This is a genomic window from Streptococcus orisratti DSM 15617 (genome assembly GCF_000380105.1).
Lineage (GTDB): Bacteria > Bacillota > Bacilli > Lactobacillales > Streptococcaceae > Streptococcus > Streptococcus orisratti.
This window is the reverse complement of sequence record NZ_KB904473.1, coordinates 12,185-31,118: the sequence shown is the minus strand read 5'-3', so window position 1 is coordinate 31,118 and position 18,934 is coordinate 12,185. Positions and strand designations below refer to the sequence as shown.

The following is an 18,934-nucleotide window of genomic DNA, read 5'->3' as shown; positions in this document are numbered from 1 at the left end:
AATCAAAATTATCCGTTGTCAACTTGCCTTGATGAACTCAAGTTCTATCGTCGGCTTCGTTTCCTAGGCTACTTTTGATTTTCATTGAGTATAAGCATGAGAGGAGACGAATCGTGTCTTCTCTTTTTGTATGTTCAAAGAGAGAAGAATGAGTTCTTAAAATTGTCAAAACTCCTGCAACCAACAGTATTATGCTTAATATCGACCCTATCATTACCGCTGTGAAATTTACTCACTACAGTCTTATGGAGCCAATGAATTTCTAGTTTACTAGATTTCAACAGAAGTGTATTTTTATGTCGTATTTTTGGGGGCTGTGCTGTGGCATTATACTTTTTTACCGAGGTATAATCTAAAACTATGGCAATTCATAGGAAATATATATTTTACAGCTATAGGATATAAGTGTAAAATGGTGGAAACAAATCAAAAGAGGTACGTATTATGACAAAAACACATTTTCATTTCGATCATGTCGGCTCTTATCTTCGCCCACAAGCATTAAAAGCAGCGCGTGAGCAGTTTGAAGAAGGAAAAATTTCTCATGAAGAACTGTTAGCTATTCAAGACAAATTGGTTAAGGAATTGGTGGACCATGAAGTCGAAAATGGTCTTCAAGTTGTTTCTGATGGTGAGTTTGGTCGTTCTTGGTGGCATTTGGATTTCCTTTGGAATTTGACGGGATTGGAACAATATCTGCAAGAGGACTCTTATAAGTTCCACGGAGCCAAGACCCGTACGACCAATGTACGCATCGTGGGCAAGTTGGCTGAGAATCCTAATCATCCTTTTTACCGTGATTTTGCTTACCTTAAGTCTATCACACCAGAAGGTGTAACGCCTAAGGTCACCATTCCTAGTCCATCTTTGATTATCAAACGTGACCATCGCAGTGATCTTTACGCTGATTACTATGACAGCTGGACAGATTTCTTGGATGGCTTGGCACAGGCTTATCAAGATACGATCAAGCATTTCTATGACTTGGGAGCACGTTACGTACAATTAGATGACACTACTTGGGCTTATTTAATCCAACAGCTAGAAGACAATAAAAACAATCCTGAGCTTCGTTCAGAATTTGAACAAATTGCTCAAGATGATGTCTATGTAATCAATAAAATTTTGGAAGGTCTACCAGAGGATTTGACAGTGGCAACGCACATCTGCCGCGGTAATTTCCAATCTACTTATCTTTTTGAAGGCGGCTATCACACCATCGCTAAATATCTGGGACAGCTTAACTATGACATTTTCTTCCTAGAATACGACGATGAGCGTTCGGGAGATTTTGCCCCACTTGCGGACATTTGGAACAATCGTCCAAATGTTGAGTTGGTACTGGGTGTCATTACCTCTAAAAAGCCAGAATTGGAAGATATTGACCAAATCATTTCTCGCATACAGGAAGCGGCGGCCATTGTACCACTTGAAAATCTTGGTATTTCAACCCAGTGTGGTTTTGCTTCCACCGAAGAAGGCAATATCTTGACTGAACAAGATGAGTGGAACAAACTCCAACTGATTAAAACCATCACTGATAAAGTGTGGGCTTAAATTGAAGAAGTCGGGCATTGCTCGGCTTTTTTTGATGGCTTGAAACTAGCCTTTGATGGAAGTGCTGAACTGTGAATACGAGCTCTTATAGTTTATAACTATGGAAAAGCATAAGAAATATATATTTTACACTTATAGCAAACTCTGTTAAACTGAGATTATACTAATAAATGAGGTAATAATAATGACGAAAAAATATTTTGAACATGTTGGCAGTTTCTTGCGTCCGGCTGAGTTGGTGGCGGCGCGTGCAGGTTTTGAAGCTGGTACAGTAACAGCTCAAGAACTGAAATCTGTTGAAGATCAAGCTATCAAAGATTTGGTTGATAAACAAATCGCTGCTGGTCTTGAAAAGGTTACGGACGGAGAGTTCCGCCGTGCTTACTGGCATTTGGATTTCTTCTGGGGATTTGGTGGTATCGATCATGTCCAAGCAGCAGAAGGCTATCACTTCCATGATGAAACGACCAAAGCTGACTCTGCCTTGATTGCTGGCAAGATTACTGGTGACAAGCATCCATTTGTGGAAGCATACCAATTCTTGAAGGCCTACGTTGATGAGACAGGTGCACCAGTAGAAGCAAAATATACCATTCCAGCGCCAGCACAATTTTACTTTGAATTGATTCGTGATGCTGAGCACGTTGAAAAACTCAATAGCATCTACCCTGACTTTGAAGAACTGCGTGCTGACATCAAGGCAGCTTACCTTCAAGTTATTGCTGACTTGGTTGCGGCAGGGCTTAAAACCTTGCAAGTGGATGACTGTACTTGGGGTACCTTGGTTGATAACAATTTCTTGGCAGCTTGGGGCGCTCTCACAGGCAAGACGGCAGAAGAAGTTCGTACAGAACTCGGTCATCTTTTCTTGACCCTCAACAATGACGTTTATGAAAATGTCCCAGAAGGACTTTTGGTCAATACACACGTCTGCCGTGGGAATTACCACTCAACATGGGCAGCGTCAGGTGGCTACGATCCGATCGCTAAAGAACTTTTTGGCAAAGAAGCGGTGACTGAATACTTCTTGGAATTTGATAATGACCGCTCAGGTGGCTTTGAACCTTTGGCTGAAATCACAGATGGCAAAGTTGCGGTTCTTGGTCTCATTACTTCAAAAGAAGGAACTTTGGAAGATAAGCAGGCAGTTATTGACCGTATCCGTCAAGCAGAAAAAATCTTGCCTTTGGATCAACTCTGGCTTTCTACTCAGTGCGGATTTGCTTCTACCGAAGAAGGCAATATCCTGACAGAAGCAGACCAATGGAAGAAATTGGCCTTGGTGAAAGAAGTGATTGATGAGGTGTGGGGATAAGAGCACATTCTCATGATAAGATAGCAAGAAGCCGGAAATTTTTTCCGGTTTTTTGTTGTTATGCTCAATGAAAAATCAAACTCACCCTGACAAGTCATACTCAATGAAAATCAGATGACCACAGTTTGTATCGGCAAGATGCAGCTGGGACTCTGTTCCGCTGTTGTTTTAAGTAAACAAAGCTGAAAATCAAGACAAGAAGGTCTGAGGAGTGTTAACATAAGACCGACAGTCAATTCATAAGTAAACTATCCTTAGTCAGAAAGCTACCTTAGCCTGCTTGACAGGTAGGAAAATTTTCACTAGACTGGTAATATGACTAAAACTCCGATACTTTCCTTGCAACAAGTGACACGCATAGCTTTGCTGTCCGCTCTTTGTGTGGTTTTGCGCTATGCCTTTGCCAGCTTACCCAATGTGCAGCCCATTACCGCTATCTTTTTGCTTTGGGGTCTGCTCGTCTCCCTGAGGGAGAGTCTGCTCATCATGGCAGTAACCATGCTGGTATCGTCCTTTCTCTTGGGCTTTGGCCCTTGGGTGTTCTGGCAGATTTTGGCCTTTGCGCTGGTCCTTTTGCTTTGGCGGTGGTTGCTTTGCCCCTTGTCCCAATTCTTGGCTACCCTAGGTATCAGCGAATTGTTCAGCCAGTCTGTCTTTGCAGGACTGATGGGCGTGGCCTATGGTGTCATCATCGACAGCTGCTATGCTCTGCTCTATGGCATGCCCTGGTGGACTTATGTCTTAGCAGGCGCTAGCTTCAACCTAGCCCATGCCCTCTCAACATTGCTCTTTTACCCCCTACTATTCCCCATCATAAGGAGATTTTCACATGAAAAAAACACTTAGCCTGCTTGCCCTACTCTTATCTGTCCTTTTTCTGACGGCCTGCGGCAATAGCACAGCTGATTCGACCAAGACTTCCCAGTCATCTAGTGCGGGAACCGTACGCCTCATTGTCAAAGAGGGTGATAACACGACTGACGAAAAAGTCAGCTTTCAAAAGGGAGATACGGTCATGGATGTCCTCAAGGCCAACTATAAGGTCAAAGAATCTAAAGGCTTCATCACGGTCATTGACGGTGTCGCCCAAGATGAGGAAAAAGGTCTCTACTGGATGTTTGATGTCAATGACGAACTCGCTCCAAAAACTGCCAACAAAATCAAAGTCAAAGACGGTGACAAGATTGAGTTCTACCAGTCAGTCTATAAAGGATAGATAAACACGATACCCAACAAGCTGCCCCAAGAACAGAAAGCTTCTGCGAGCAGCTTGTTTTTTGATGGAAAAGTTTCATCTGGACCAAGCGAAGTGAACCGCCTGCGTTCACGAGCAGTCTGTCGTGATTTTTTCTGTATAGCCAGAGTTCAAAGTCAGTCTGTCGTGATTCTTTCTGGGCTGCCAGAGTTTAAAGTCAGTTTGTCGTGATTATTTCCGAACCGCCCTAGAGCGTAGGTGGTCTGTCGCAATTATTTCTGAACTGCCATAGTACATAGTCAGTCTGTCGTGATTCTTTCTGGACTGCCAGAGTTCAAAGTCGGTCTGTCGTAATTATTTCCGAACCGCCCTAGAGCGTAGGTGGTCTGTCGCGATTTTTTCTGGATAGCCCTAGAGCGTAGGTAGTCTGTCGCAATTATTTCTGAACCGCCTTAGAGCGCAGTCAGTTTGTCGTGATTTTTTCTGAGTAGCCAGAGTTCAAAATCAGTCTGTCGCGATTTTATCTTGGCTGCTAGAGTACATGGGTAGGGCTGTTCGGTTGTACTGGAATGAGTCAGCGATATGGTGATATTTCAGTAAGTGATTGGTAGTGGGATGTCAGGAAAGGGTGCTCTTGGATTCTTGTGGGTGTAAAAGAATTTACTGAGGTTATCAGTGTCATTAGATACGGCAAAAGGGTGGTCATTTGATTAAAAAAATAGTAAAATAAACTTAATCAAAAAGGAGATAATGAACGTATGGAAATCCTGCAAACCCTTGCGGCCGTATATATATATATATATATATATATATATATATTAGCGCTTCGCGTCTAGGCAACTTAAAATCGAATCACTTAAGTAACCTGCCAGTTTTCTGTCAGGTTTTTTGGCTTACCCCAAAAAGGGAGGTGCTTGACCATGACTGAAGCCCTCTCTCAAATGACCATTGATCTGGAACAGATTAAGACAGAAGCGCCTGACTTGCTTGACATCTGCCAACACCTCAAAAGCTATCAAACCCGACTGTTAGAGGTCAGCTTTGATATGGAAAATAGTGAGGAGTTTGTGGCACGTTGTAGCAGCGAATTTACCAAAGCTGACGACCTCTTGCAAGGCTATCTTGCCATTGTGAAAAATCCTGATCACTACCATAATGCCCAACAACGTCTGGCAGATGCCCACTTGAAACTAGAAGCCATTGACAAACACCTGCTTGGGCTTGTCCGTCACATCAACGAAGATGACCTCCACGATTTTGAGGTCAGTATGCGGATGGTCACTGCTGATTATCAGTCCCAAGAAGAGACGACCAAAGAGCTACAAATCGAAAAAGACCTCATCACTCAGTTGACCCGTGGGGAGAGCCAGTGGACCTATCGCCCAGATATCCGTAACATTGAAGATTTGTGGGACAATTTCTTTGCCAAATTGGCAGAAAACAATGTCCGTCTCTTGGCAGACCACCCATTGACAGACAATGAAAAGTACCAAATTAAGAACCAACTTAATTTTGTCAATTTTTACGAAGCGGCTAAATGGATTTCAGGTGAAAATGGAATTGCCAAAGTTCAGGTGCAGCGAGAAGATGCTAGTTTGGGTACTATTCGACTAGAAGTCCTCTGGCGCTCCAATGTGGCTGGTGGCAAGTCCTCCTATGAAGTGGTCAATCAGATCGTTACAGGAGGAAAGGGGCTTCGCCAACGCCGTGGAGACGTCACCTTGCTCATCAACGGCCTCCCCATGATTCAAATCGAACTCAAATCACGCTCCCATCCTTTCAAAGATGCCTTTCGACAAATCCAAAAGTATGAAAAAGAAGGTCAATTTCACGGTATCTACTCTAGCCTACAGATGTTTGTCGTCTCAAATGTCAATGACACCCGCTATATCGCAGCAGCCAAAGAATCAAAACTGAATGAGCAGTTTTTGACCAAGTGGGTGGATAAGGACAATACCCCACAGCCCCATCTCTTTGACTTTGCCCGCTCTGTCCTCTCTATTCCCCGAGCGCATGAGATGATTATGCAATACTCAGTAATTGATGACGATAAAAAAGCCTTGATATTACTTCGACCTTATCAGGTGCATGCCATCGAGGCTATACGAGAAGCCAGTCGTAACCGCCAGTCTGGCTACATCTGGCACACCACAGGTTCGGGTAAGACCCTAACCTCTTATAAAGTCTCACGTAACCTCTTGCAGATTCCGTCTATTGACAAGACCATCTTCGTCATTGACCGCACGGACTTGGATCAGCAGACCACATCCTCCTTTCTCTCTTATGCCGAAAATGATATGGTTGATATTGACGAGACGGATGATACCAGACATTTGGTGAAAAATCTCTTTTCAGATGAACGGCGAGTGGTGGTTACCACTATCCAAAAAATCAATGCCATGATTCGCCAGTTTGACGAAGGACGTCATGCCAAGCAGTTCCATCGGATCAAGCACCTCAATCTCGCCTTTGTCGTAGATGAGTGCTACCGGGCGGTCACCCCAGAACGCCAACGCCAGCTGAGTCAGTTCTTTGTCAATTCGCTCTGGTATGGCTTTACAGGAACTCCCATCTTTGAAGAAAACAAACGTGAACAAAAAGGTGACTTGCCGCAAACAACTCAAGAACAGTACGGCGACTGCCTGCACCAATACACTGTCAAGGAAGCCATCCATGATAAGGCTGTCTTAGGCTTTCAGGTGGAGTACAAGACCACTATGCCTCACTTAGCAGAAGATAGCATACCAGAGGAAGCTTATACAGATGAGAGGCATATGCTCAAGGTCTTGGACAGTATCTTCAATCACTCCAAGCGTAAACTAGGGATTGATAATGGGGTCGGTAAGACCTACGATGCGATCTTGACTGTCAGCAGTATCGCCCAAGCGCAAGCCTATTACCGCCTGATTAAGGCGGTCAAAAATGGAGAGACACCCCTCACCATCTCAGAAGATGTCAAAAAAGTCCTACCCGACTTTCCCAAAATAGCCATCACCTACTCCATTACTGAAAATGCCGATGGCTCTTTCACCAATCAAGAAGAAATGCAAGATAGTCTCAATGACTACAATGCGATGTTTGGGACACACTTTAGCATGGCCAATATCAAGGCCTACAATGCCGACCTCAACGACCGCTTGGCTCGAAAGAATGACCGCTATGCCTTTCGTGAAGAACAATTGGACATGGTTATCGTCGTAGATAGGTTACTAACAGGCTTTGATGCGCCTTGCTTGTCAACGCTATTCATAGACCGTCAACCCATGAAACCGCAGCACTTGATTCAGGCTTTCTCAAGAACCAACCGTCTTTTTGACGACTATAAGAAGTTTGGTCAAGTCGTCACATTCCAAAGCCCGCAGCTCTTTAAGGAAAAGGTTGACCAAGCCTTGAGCCTTTATTCAAATGGAGGGGAAAATAGTGTCCTAGCTCCTGACTGGGAACAGGAAAAGGCAAGATTTCTTGAAAAAGTTCACAGACTTTTGGAGATTGCCCCAAGTCCTGACCAGACCCCAGACCTTGATGTGGCGACAGACCGAGAGTTAAAAGACTTTGCCAAAGCTTTCCAAGAATTTGACAAACTCTTTGCCTCGGTGCAAGTCTATACAGACTATGACCAAGACAGTCTCCTGTCAGAAATTGGACTTAGCCTCGAAGATATCGAAGACTACTCAGGGCATTATCAAAATGTTATCGAGGAAATCAGGGAGCGTCGCAAGGCTGACCCCGATGATGAGAGTCAGATCTTAGACATCACCTACGAGTTAGAATCCATCCGGACTGATGAGATCAACTACCACTACATCCTCTCTCTCATCCAATCTCTTATCGAGCGCCGTCAGACCACTATCCCAGAACGCGAAAAAGAGATGGTGGATAACTATATCGCCGATCTGGACAAGACCAATCCAAAACTCTCCCAACTCATCGCAAACATGTGGAAAGATATCCAAGCCAATGCCGCCAGCTACCAAGGCCAATCAGTCGCCCAGAAATTGGATGACATCATCGACCAAACTATCCAAGACAAGGTCCATGAAAAAGCTAGCTACTGGCATGTGGGCGAAGACGAACTCCAATTTGTCGTGGACAATTACCGCCAAGGAAAAGACAAGCAAATTGGAGAAAAAGCCATCACCGACTCCCAAGACTATCAAGCCTACAAAGATGCCCGAGGTGACCAAGCCCTCAACAAACTCAAGTACAAAAAAGCCCTCAAAGAGGACTACCTTAGCATGATCGCAGAAGACATCTTGCCATTGAGGGGGAGGTAGAGATGGATAAACTATTTATTATCGGAAATGGGTTTGATCTGGCACACGAATTGCCAACCAGTTATTATGATTTCAAAAGTTGGATTTTCAATCAATTAAAGTTAACAGAAACTGAAAGAAATGAGTTTGAAACAGGCGCCTCTTTTATTAGTGATTTTTTATTACCGCAGTTAATGACTATGCCTGACGGTGGGGAAGAATTTCTGAAAGATGATATTTTTAAGTTCTTTTTCCGATTGGTATCTCAATTAACAGATGGTGATTGGAGTAATTTTGAATCGTCACTTGGAGAGATAGCTGACTTAGAAATTGATGTTAATACTTTTTATGATAAAGATGGTGACTTTGATCATTTTAAAAATCAGTATTATTTAGAAGATTTGAATAACTCACTAATAAACGCAATACATTATCTAAAGAACGATTTATTTCCAAACTGGGTTCGATCGCTACCTGACACGAAGCAATATCTTGAACTTCAGCCTATTAAAAAAACAATTCTTGATAACAAAAATAGTCAGTTCTTAACGTTTAACTACACGATGCTATTAGAGGAAGTGTATCAAATATCGGAGGAAAGAATTTGTCATATTCATGGAAGTATAGTTGATGAGCCATTTATTTATTGTCATGGTCAGATTGTGTTACCTGATGATGAACCAGAATTTTATAGCGATTTGACTTATTCGATGAATAGATTACAAAATGCACTAAAAAAACCAGTTATTGAGCAGTTAAACAATCATCAAATGTTTTTTGACAAACTGAAAGATATAAAGGAACTCTATGTAATTGGTTTTAACTTGACCGATAGTCATACAGTGGATAGACCATACTTTGAGGAACTTTTTGAAAAAGTCCCTAATATAGATATCTATATTGATTCATTTGCCAAGTATGATGAGTATAAAATCAAGAGAACTTTGAATGATTGGGGAGCTAAGAAAGCTTATCAACTGAGGTTTATTGATACAGATACAAATACAGTAGTATAAAGGAGATTAAATGAAAACAAACAATAATATCCCAGCCTATCGTTTTCAAGGCTACACTGACGCTTGGGAACTGCGGAGATTTTCTGAGTTAGCAGAAATTCGTAGAGGACTAACATATTCCCCTACAAGTATCAGAAAAGAAGGTGTCAGAGTGTTACGCTCTTCAAATATTGATGAAGATACATTTATATTTGGAGAAGATGATGTTTTTGTAGATAAATGGGGAGTAAAAATTCCATTGGTCAAAGAAGGTGACATTCTGATAACTGCTGCGAATGGTTCTAGCAGACTAGTTGGGAAACACGCAATAATTAAAGATTTACCTGCAAATTCTGCTATACACGGTGGTTTCATGTTGTTAGCTTCTTGTCGAAACCCAGAGTTTGTCAACTCACTTATGAGTTCTGCATGGTATACCAAATTTATTAGCCTATATGTTGCAGGTGGAAACGGAGCTATTGGAAACTTAAATAAAAATGATTTAGATGAGCAAAATGTTTTGGTTCCTAATCCAAAAGAACAATCCGCCATCGGCACTTTCTTCTCCACTCTGGACCGCCACATCACCCTTCATCAGCGTAAGTTGGACACACTCAAGGAGCAGAAGAAAACCTATCTCAAACTCCTCTTTCCAGCCAAGGGACAAACCAAACCAGCCCTCCGCTTCCAAGGCTTTGAAGACGACTGGGAAGAAGTGAAGTTGGGGGATGTTTTGGTTGAATATAACAGGAAATCTGAGATTGAAAATCAATTTGAATTACTGAGCTCTACCAATAGTGGAATAGAACCACGGTCTGGACGTGTGAGTGGAGAAAGCAATATTGGATATAAAATAATAAAAAAAGGAATGGTTGTCTTATCACCACAGAATTTATGGTTGGGGAACATTAATTACAATGCTAAATTTGAAATCGGGATTGTATCTCCTAGTTACAAAGTATTTAATATAGATGGTCCTAATGAACTTTTTTTGGTTACCGTGTTACGATTACCACAAATGTTCTTTGAATATGCTCAAGCCTCAGTTCAAGGTGCTAGTATTGTTCGAAGAAATCTCGATTTGGATTTATTCAGTACAATTGCTATTCCCCTTCCCCACCCTCCCCGAACAGGAAGCCATCGGAATTTTCTTCCAAACCCTTGACCAAGAGATGGCTCAGGTGGAGGACAAGTTGGCTAGCTTGAAAGAGATGAAAAAGACTCTCTTGCGTAAGCTTTTTGTCTCGTGAGGGATGAGGAGTTATCACGCTTTACCCATGTCTAGAAGTCCGTCGGGAGCTTTTCTGGATTGCCTAAGTTCTCAGGCAGTTCGTCGGGAACTTTTCCAGCTTGCCTAAGTTCTCAGGTAGTCCGTCGGGAATTTTTCTAGCTTGTCTGAGCCCTCAGGTAGTTTGTAGGAAACTTTTCTGAACTGTCTAAGTTCTCAGCTAACTTGTCGGGAAATTGTCTCATCTCCCTAGGCCCTCAGATAGATGATTTGGCTAGTTTTTCTAATAGCCAGTAAATGTAAACTCAAAAAAACAAAAAAGAAAGAAGATGATTATGAAAAAATATAAGATCACAAGCCTTGAATTAAGTAAATTGGACCACGCCAGCTTTTCTCAGTTGATGACAGAGAGCAGCTCTGCTATTGACAGCTTCGTCAAAAAGAATAAAGACCTGCTTTACGTGTCCAAAAATGAAGCCCTCAAACCTCTTTTGCAAGACTTTCAGGCAGGCTTGCACCGCTCTCGTGCCAGTCAGGTCAGTGACAAGCTAGAGGAGGCTGATAAGGGGCGTGATGCAGCCTTTATGACCTTGACTAGCTTAGTGCGTGCCTTTTCCCGTGTGAGCGTCCCAGAGACTGCGGCAGCTTACCAGCGTCTAAGTGACTTGCTCAAAAACTATAAGCAGGTCGCTGCAGCCAGTTATGAAAAAGAGACGGAGGCCATCAGCCATCTCCTCGGTCAACTAGCCAAAGAGGAGTACCAAGCAGCATTGACCACCCTCCATCTCTACCCCCACTATGACGAATTGCGTCGGACACAGTCAGTCTTTGCCCACTATTATGTTGAACGGCTGCAAGAGCAAAAGACCGTGGTAAAAAGCAATAGCAAAGCACTTCGTGCCGAGATGCAGGAAATCTATGAGTTCCTAGTGGACTTTACCGCCATCAATGCCTATGCTTACCCAGAAAAGACAGGGCTTGCAGATCTTAGAGACCAACTCAACACTATCCGTAACCGCTACAAGGTCACCCCAACTAAAAAGCCACAAGAGGCCAAGGACGATCTTGACCAATAATTGACACCCCCTTGACACTCAATGAAGCACGCCCTTGATGAGATGCTCACCGAGTGTCAAAAACGACACACTAAAGCTAGAAAGAGAAAGTACATGACACAAACAGATAATTCCACTAGCCTCTTTCAATCCCTTTGGAACGCTGCCGATATCCTGCGTGCCAGCATGGATGCCAACGACTACAAATCCTACCTTTTGGGATTGATCTTTTACAAATACCTCTCAGACAAGCTCTTGATGGCTGTCTGTGATAACCTCGATGAACCTTTTGATAGCCTATCCCAAGCACTGATGGTTTATACCGAAAACTATGCTGATCCAGATGTCAAAGAAGACCTGATAGACGTCCTAGAAGATGAACTTGGTTATGTCATTGACCCAACGCTCACCTTTGCCAGTCTTGTCAATAGCATTCACCAAGAAAGCTTCCAACTGGAAGACTTGGCACAGGGCTTTCGTGACATTGAGCAGAGCAATGAAGCCTTTGAAAACCTCTTTGAAGACATTGACCTCTACTCGAAAAAACTAGGCACCACTCCACAAAAGCAAAATAAAGCCATTGCGCAAGTCATCCTCGCCTTAAACGACCTTGACTTGGCAGGCCACAATGGGGACATTTTGGGCGATGCTTACGAGTACCTGATTGGCCAGTTTGCCAGTGACTCTGGTAAGAAAGCGGGAGAATTCTACACCCCACAAGCCGTCTCTCACCTCATGACCCAGATTGTTTTTAGCGGACGAGAAAATCAAAAAGGTTTTACCCTCTACGATCCAACTATGGGTTCGGGGTCACTCTTGCTCAATGCTAAGCGCTATAGCCACCAAGCCTCAACCGTGTCTTATTTTGGTCAGGACAACAAAACCTCTACCTATAATCTGGCGCGCATGAACATGATCCTACACGGGGTAGCGACAGAAAACCACCACCTACGTAATGGAGATACCCTTGACGAAGACTGGCCAAACACAGAGCCGACAGACTTTGATGGGGTTGTCATGAACCCACCTTACTCACAAAAGTGGGCAGCAAGCCCAGGCTTCTTGCAAGATGCTAGATTTGCCCCATACGGTGTCCTAGCACCAAAATCCAAGGCAGACTTTGCCTTTCTCTTGCACGGCTATTACCATCTCAAACATAATGGGGTCATGGCTATTGTCCTGCCGCATGGCGTTCTTTTCCGTGGCAATGCCGAGCAGAAAATCAGAAAACACCTCCTCGAAGAAGGTGCCATTGATACCATCATTGGTTTGCCAGCCAACATTTTCTACAATACGAGCATCCCAACGACCATTATCATTCTCAAGAAAAATCGTACCAGCAAAGATGTTTTCTTCATTGATGCCTCAAAAGAATTTGACAAAGGCAAAAACCAAAACGTCATGACCGATGACCACATTGCCAAAATCTTAGCAACTTATCGTGATCGTCAAACAGTGGATAAGTTTGCTTATCTGGCAAGTTTTGAAGAGATTGTCGAAAATGACTACAACCTCAACATTCCTCGCTATGTGGATACCTTTGAGGAAGAGCCTGTCGTTCCATTGACAGAACTTGCGGACAAGCTAGCTGAGACAGATAAGGAAATCGCTGAAACCACAGCGAAACTTGAAAGCATGCTTGGTCAGCTAGTCGGTACCACACCAGAAGCACAGGCTGAGTTGGAGGATTTCTTAGCTAATACTCTTCGAAAATCAAAATTATCCGTTGTCAACTTGCCTTGATGAACTCAAGTTCTATCGTCGGCTTCGTTTCCTAGGCTACTTTTGATTTTCATTGAGTATAAGTTACAATGATGTAGCCTTCAAAACCAAAAGAACCCTGAGATTTTGTCTCAGAGTTCTTTTATTTTTAGAGCAGAGCTTCAATGTCCACCACCATCTTTTCAGGTTCGGACTTGGAGGAGAAGCGCTGCACCACATTGCCCTCGCGGTCGATGAGAAATTTGGCAAAGTTCCATTCGATACGTTTGCCTAGCAGACCGCTTTTTTCTGACTTGAGCCAGTCATAGAGAGGGTCAGCTTCCTTGCCATTGACCTTGATTTTGGCAAAACGTGGGAAAGTTGTCTGGTAATTGAGGCTGCAAAAGGTATTGATTTCCTCTGCGCTACCAGGTGCTTGACCAGCAAACTGGTTACAAGGAAAGTCTAAGATGACAAATCCTTGGTCTTTGTAGGTATCGTAAAGTTTTTGAAGCCCCTCATACTGCGGTGTAAGCCCACAACCCGTTGCCGTATTTACAACGAGCACAACCTTGCCAGCGTATTGGCTAAGCGGGCTATCACTGCCATCTTGAGCCTTGACAGTAAAATCATAAAGATTAGGCATTTTCAAGCTCCTTTGTGTAAGCAATAATCTGGTCAACGGTGTCGCTTAGGAATTGGATAGTGTCGCGCAGCGGTTTATCCGTAGAAATATCAGCACCGATGAGAAGGGCGGTGTCTAGTGGTGTACGGCTGCCGCCAGATTTGAGGAAGTTGAGCCAGTCGCTAGCACCATTAGGATTATTTTTGAGGTTGAGGTAGCCAGCCGTTGAGATGACCAGACCAGCAGAGTAGGTGTAGCTGTAAAGTCCCATGTAGTAGTGGGCTTGACGCATCCAAGTCAAAGCAGCATCGTCGTCGATTTCCACCGCATCACCCCAGAATTGGCTTAAAACTTCTTTCATGATATTGTTCAATTGCTCAGCACCGAAGGTTTTACCCTCCTCAATCAAAGTATAAACTCGGCGTTGGAAGGCAGCTTCTAACAGATGAGTGATGAAGTTGTGGAAATAGGTATCAGTCAAGCGGTGGGCAAGAGCGAAGCGCTTTTGACGAGGGTCATCCAGCTGACGCTCCAAATAATCGCTGAGTAGCAATTCGTTAAAGGTTGATGGAGCTTCCACATAGTAGGTGGACATGTGAGCGTTGAAATAAGACTGATGATTGTCCGAGAAGATGAATTGGCCCGAGTGACCAATTTCGTGAATAAGGGTATAAACATCAGACATGCGACCAGTCCAACTCATGAGGACATAAGGGTGAACCTTATAAGGATCGGCAGCGTAGCCACCAGAGTCCTTGTTGGCATTCGCAGCAAAGTCCACCCAGCGCTCGCTTTGGTAGCGGGCAACCTCTTGGCTGTATTCTTGTCCCAGAGGTTCCACTGATTTCATGACCAAATCATAAGCGTCATCAATGGTGACATCAGGATTTAGCTCATCATCTAAGTCCAATTTCCAATCGGCAAAAGTCATCTTGTCAAGGCCATTGACCTTGGCAACGTGTTTGAGATAGCGTTGAGCAACAGGGGCAAACTCTGTCATAATCAGGTCAATTTGACGGTCAAACATGGCACGATCAACTTCTTGATCCGCTAGAAGATAATCAAAAACGTTGTCGTAGCCGCCCATGTCAGCGAGAATTTTCTCAGACTTAACCTTAGCTAGATAAGCAGCTGCAGCAGTATTTTGATGTTTACGCAAACCAGCTGAGAATGAACGAAAAGCCTTCTCACGTATAGCGGCATCGTCATGATTTTGATAGAAATTTTCATAGGTTACAAAAGAGTTCTTATAAGTCTTTCCATCCACCTCAAAATCTTCCATGGCAAAATCACCAGCTCTCATCTTGGTGTAGATATCATAAGGTGCTCCTAGAACCTCACCAAGATTAGTTAAAGCTTTTTCAACATCAGGGCTGATAAAGTGTTCTTTTCGGATTTTAGCCTGACGAATGGCAGAGCTAAAGTAAGGATTTTTCTCCAAAGCATCAAGAACAGCCATATCCGCAGTGGCTAAGGCTGTATCAAAAAAGCTGAGCGCCACACTAGCCTTGGTAAAGAAATCACCGCCAGCCTGAGCAATCTGGGCAAATTCTTCATTGCTGAAATCGGTGGTCTGTGGCATGAAAGCATAGTTGTTGATGTGACTCATCTCAATATAAATCTGCTCAATTTCCATCAGAGCAGCTGTAAACTCTTCCACACTGTTCAAGTTGTTTTCATAATTTCGCTTGAAAACATCAATGTCGGCTAAAGTTTTTTCCATAGCCAGTAAGAAATCTTGGCGATCTTTGTAGAGGGCACTTAGATCCCAAAGTTCATTTTCAGGAAATTCAGAGCGTTTTTTTAATTCCATATATAGTCTCCTTTGCTTGCTAGGCTTGCTGCCTAGTCAATGTCATAATATCAGTATATCAAAAAAATAAGTAGAGGTAAAAAAGCAGGGCATGCTAAGCTAAATTTGAAAAAACAAAGAAAAAATCAGAAAATTTATAAAATACTAGACAATATTCCTTGTTTCGGGTTACTTTTTCGGGAAAAAGTGGTATGATAGAAGGGTAAGCTAAAAATGATACGGAATTTAAAGCATTTTTTGGCTAAATCGTTATCATTGTTTAGTAAAATAACTTGTTAAAAGCTAAAGCACATCATTTTTGAATGATGGCAAAAGCTTGGTCTCTTAATGAAGGAGTGATTGTGTGACCGTCAAAAAGTTAGAAAGCAGCAATAATCAGGCTATCATCACTGAAGAAGTCAGTATTTTGAAGAAAATGCTAGAAGAAATCACTCGCCAAATGGTTGGCGATGCTTCTTTTGCTAAAATCGAAAAAATTATTGACCTCTCTGCTAAGGAAGATGATGTTCAGTTAAATGACTTGATTTCTCAATTGACTAATGAAGAAATGGTTATTGTTTCTCGTTATTTCTCAATTTTGCCACTTTTGATTAACATTTCAGAAGATGTTGACTTGGCTTATGAGATTAACTATCAAAACAATACCAAGGCTGATTATCTAGGAAAAATGTCCCTAACCATTGATATGGTGGCAGAGCAGGAAAATGCCAAGGAGATTTTAGAACATGTGAATGTCGTTCCTGTTTTAACAGCTCACCCAACACAAGTTCAGCGTAAGACCGTTCTTGAATTGACGAATAAAATTCATGACCTTCTTCGTAAATATCGTGATGTGCGTGCGGGTGTAGTCAATGAAGAAAAATGGCACACAGATTTGCGCCGTTACATTGAGATCATCATGCAAACGGATATTATTCGTGAGAAGAAACTCAAAGTAAAAAATGAAATCACTAACGTCATGGAGTATTACAACTCTTCATTGATTCAGGCCATTACAAAATTGACAGCTGAATATAAAAAATTGGCTGCCGATAAGGGACTTGAACTAGACAATCCGACACCTATTACGATGGGCATGTGGATTGGAGGAGACCGTGACGGAAATCCTTATGTAACTGCTGAGACTCTTCGCCTTTCTGCCACTGTTCAAAGTGAAGTCATTATTAACTATTACATTGAAAAGTTGTCAGGGCTTTACCGTACTTTCTCACTGTCAACGACTTTAACAAATATCAGCCCAGAAGTTGAATATTTGGCTGCCCAATCTAGTGACAAATCTATCTACCGTGAAAACGAACCTTATCGTAAGGCTTTCCATTACATCCAGTCCAAACTCATCCAAACCTTGATTGGTCTCAAAGTGGGTGGTTCTAGCTTGGCCTCTCGCATTGATGGCAATGAGGTCTTTGCAGATGTTAACACGGGTGCAAACAATGCAGGTGTGGTTGCACGTTATGTTCAGAACAAAGTGTCAGAGGTGGCTTCTGAATTTAGCGAGGAAGATTTACCACGCTATGCCACAGCTCAAGAATTCAAAGAAGATCTCCTACTCATCAAGAAATCTCTCTTGGACAATGGCGATGATGCCCTTCTGACAGGGGATTTGAGTGAATTGATTCAGGCCGTTGAAGTCTTTGGTTTCTATCTTGCAAGTATTGATATGCGTCAGGATTCTAGCGTACAAGAAGCCTGTGTGGCTGAATTGCTTAAGTCTGCAAATATTGTTGATGACTACAGTTCTCTCTCCGAAGAAGAAAAATGTGCTATCCTTCTCAAAGAATTGGAAGAAGATCCGCGGACACTTTCCTCAACAAATGTTGAAAAGTCAGAACTTTTGCAAAAAGAATTGGCTATTTATCAAGTGGCGCGTGAGCTCAAAGACAAATTGGGCGAAGAAGTGATTAAACAGCATATTATCTCACATACGGAGAGTGTGTCAGATATGTTTGAACTTGCCATCATGCTAAAAGAAGTTGGTCTGATTGACAAGGAAAAGGCTCGTATTCAGATTGTACCGCTTTTTGAAACCATTGAAGATTTGGATAATTCACGTGGTATTATGACTCAGTACCTTGACTACGATATCGTCAAGAAATGGGTGGCTACAAATCACAATTATCAAGAAATCATGCTTGGATATTCTGATTCAAACAAGGATGGCGGCTATCTCGCTTCAGGTTGGACACTTTACAAAGCTCAAAATGAATTGACACAAATCGGTTTGGAACATGGAGTGAAAATCACCTTCTTCCACGGCCGTGGTGGTACTGTTGGACGCGGTGGTGGACCTTCTTATGAAGCCATTACTTCACAACCTTTTGGTTCTATCAAAGACCGCATTCGTCTGACTGAGCAAGGTGAAATCATTGAAAATAAATACGGTAACAAGGATGTGGCCTATTACAATCTTGAGATGCTGATTTCAGCAACTATTGACCGTATGGTGACGCGAATGATTACTGATCCAAATGAGATTGATGATTTCCGTGCGACTATGGATGGTATTGTAGCTGACTCAAATGTCATTTACCGTGATCTTGTCTTTGGAAATCCTCATTTCTACGATTATTTCTTTGAGGCTAGTCCTATCAAGGAAGTTTCCAGTCTGAACATTGGCTCACGTCCAGCAGCTCGTAAAACGATTACTGAAATTTCAGGACTGCGTGCTATTCCTTGGGTGTTCTCATGGTCACAAAACCGTATCATGTTCCCTGGATGGTATGGTGTTGGCTCAGCCTTCAAGCATTATATTGATGCCGCAGAAGGTAACTTGGCCAAATTACAACACATGTATGAAAAATGGCCATTCTTCAATTCGCTCTTGTCAAATGTTGATATGGTCTTGTCAAAATCTAACATGAGCATCGCCTACCAATACGCACAGTTGGCTGAAAGTCAAGAAGTTCGTGATGTGTTCAAGATTATTTTTGAGGAATGGAAACTGACTAAAGAAGTCATTCTAGCTATTGAAAATCACAAGGAGTTGTTGGAAGAAAATCCATCTCTTCGTGCTAGTCTTGATTTCCGTCTTCCTTACTTCAATGTCTTAAACTACATTCAGATTGAGCTGATTAAACGTCTACGCCATGATGGGGTAAATGAGGACTACGAAAAACTCATTCATACCACTATCAACGGAATTGCTACAGGACTTCGCAACTCAGGCTGATTCTATCTAGGCAGACTTATTAACGAAA

Annotated in this window: 12 protein-coding genes; 10 read left to right on the top strand and 2 right to left on the bottom strand. The window is 42.6% G+C overall.

The window, feature by feature from the left end; all coding sequences use genetic code 11:
- The first annotated feature begins 444 nt into the window (after positions 1–444).
- The 9 genes from A3I7_RS0106905 to A3I7_RS0106865 all read left to right on the top strand — a co-directional run bounded on the left by A3I7_RS0106905 (position 445) and on the right by A3I7_RS0106865 (position 13,341).
- Positions 445–1,557, top strand: a complete 1,113-nt coding sequence (locus A3I7_RS0106905; RefSeq protein WP_018376058.1) for a vitamin B12 independent methionine synthase — start codon at positions 445–447, stop codon at positions 1,555–1,557.
- A 184-nt stretch (positions 1,558–1,741) separates the two neighbouring features.
- Complete coding sequence (locus tag A3I7_RS0106900; protein ID WP_018376057.1) at positions 1,742–2,872, top strand: 5-methyltetrahydropteroyltriglutamate--homocysteine S-methyltransferase; 1,131 nt, start codon at positions 1,742–1,744, stop codon at positions 2,870–2,872.
- Between the two features lie 315 nt (positions 2,873–3,187).
- Entirely contained in the window at positions 3,188–3,718 is a 531-nt protein-coding gene (locus A3I7_RS0106895) for an ECF transporter S component (RefSeq protein ID WP_018376056.1), read from the top strand.
- Positions 3,702–4,088, top strand: a complete 387-nt coding sequence (locus A3I7_RS0106890) for a DUF4430 domain-containing protein (protein WP_018376055.1) — start codon at positions 3,702–3,704, stop codon at positions 4,086–4,088. Before A3I7_RS0106895 ends, A3I7_RS0106890 begins: the two co-directional genes overlap by 17 nt.
- A gap of 1,253 nt (positions 4,089–5,341) precedes the next feature.
- Positions 5,342–8,341: a type I restriction endonuclease subunit R gene (locus tag A3I7_RS0106885; RefSeq protein WP_033418623.1), complete on the top strand. Its 3,000-nt coding sequence runs from the start codon at positions 5,342–5,344 to the stop codon at positions 8,339–8,341.
- Between the two features lie 2 nt (positions 8,342–8,343).
- Positions 8,344–9,336: an AbiH family protein gene (locus A3I7_RS0106880; RefSeq protein WP_018376053.1), complete on the top strand. Its 993-nt coding sequence runs from the start codon at positions 8,344–8,346 to the stop codon at positions 9,334–9,336.
- A 10-nt stretch (positions 9,337–9,346) separates the two neighbouring features.
- The gene (locus tag A3I7_RS13190) at positions 9,347–10,480 is read left to right on the top strand and encodes a restriction endonuclease subunit S (protein WP_051071844.1); all 1,134 of its coding nucleotides are present in this window, start codon (positions 9,347–9,349) and stop codon (positions 10,478–10,480) included.
- Between the two features lie 398 nt (positions 10,481–10,878).
- Entirely contained in the window at positions 10,879–11,619 is a 741-nt protein-coding gene (locus A3I7_RS0106870; protein WP_018376052.1) for a DUF6261 family protein, read from the top strand.
- A 93-nt stretch (positions 11,620–11,712) separates the two neighbouring features.
- Positions 11,713–13,341: a type I restriction-modification system subunit M gene (locus A3I7_RS0106865; protein WP_018376051.1), complete on the top strand. Its 1,629-nt coding sequence runs from the start codon at positions 11,713–11,715 to the stop codon at positions 13,339–13,341.
- Positions 13,342–13,468: 127 nt separating this feature from the next.
- Here the strand turns inward: A3I7_RS0106865 and A3I7_RS0106860 are convergent, their stop codons facing one another.
- Positions 13,469–13,945 carry a glutathione peroxidase gene (locus A3I7_RS0106860; RefSeq protein ID WP_018376050.1) on the bottom strand — a complete coding sequence of 159 codons (477 nt, stop codon included), beginning with the start codon at positions 13,943–13,945 and terminating at the stop codon, positions 13,469–13,471.
- A complete protein-coding gene (gene pepF / locus A3I7_RS0106855; protein WP_018376049.1) occupies positions 13,938–15,737 on the bottom strand; it encodes an oligoendopeptidase F in 1,800 nt (599 codons plus the stop codon). Before pepF ends, A3I7_RS0106860 begins: the two co-directional genes overlap by 8 nt.
- Positions 15,738–16,080: 343 nt before the next feature.
- On the opposite strand from pepF, the gene ppc reads away from it, so the two are divergent.
- Positions 16,081–18,906 carry a phosphoenolpyruvate carboxylase gene (gene ppc / locus A3I7_RS0106850; protein WP_018376048.1) on the top strand — a complete coding sequence of 942 codons (2,826 nt, stop codon included), beginning with the start codon at positions 16,081–16,083 and terminating at the stop codon, positions 18,904–18,906.
- Positions 18,907–18,934 lie beyond the last annotated feature (28 nt).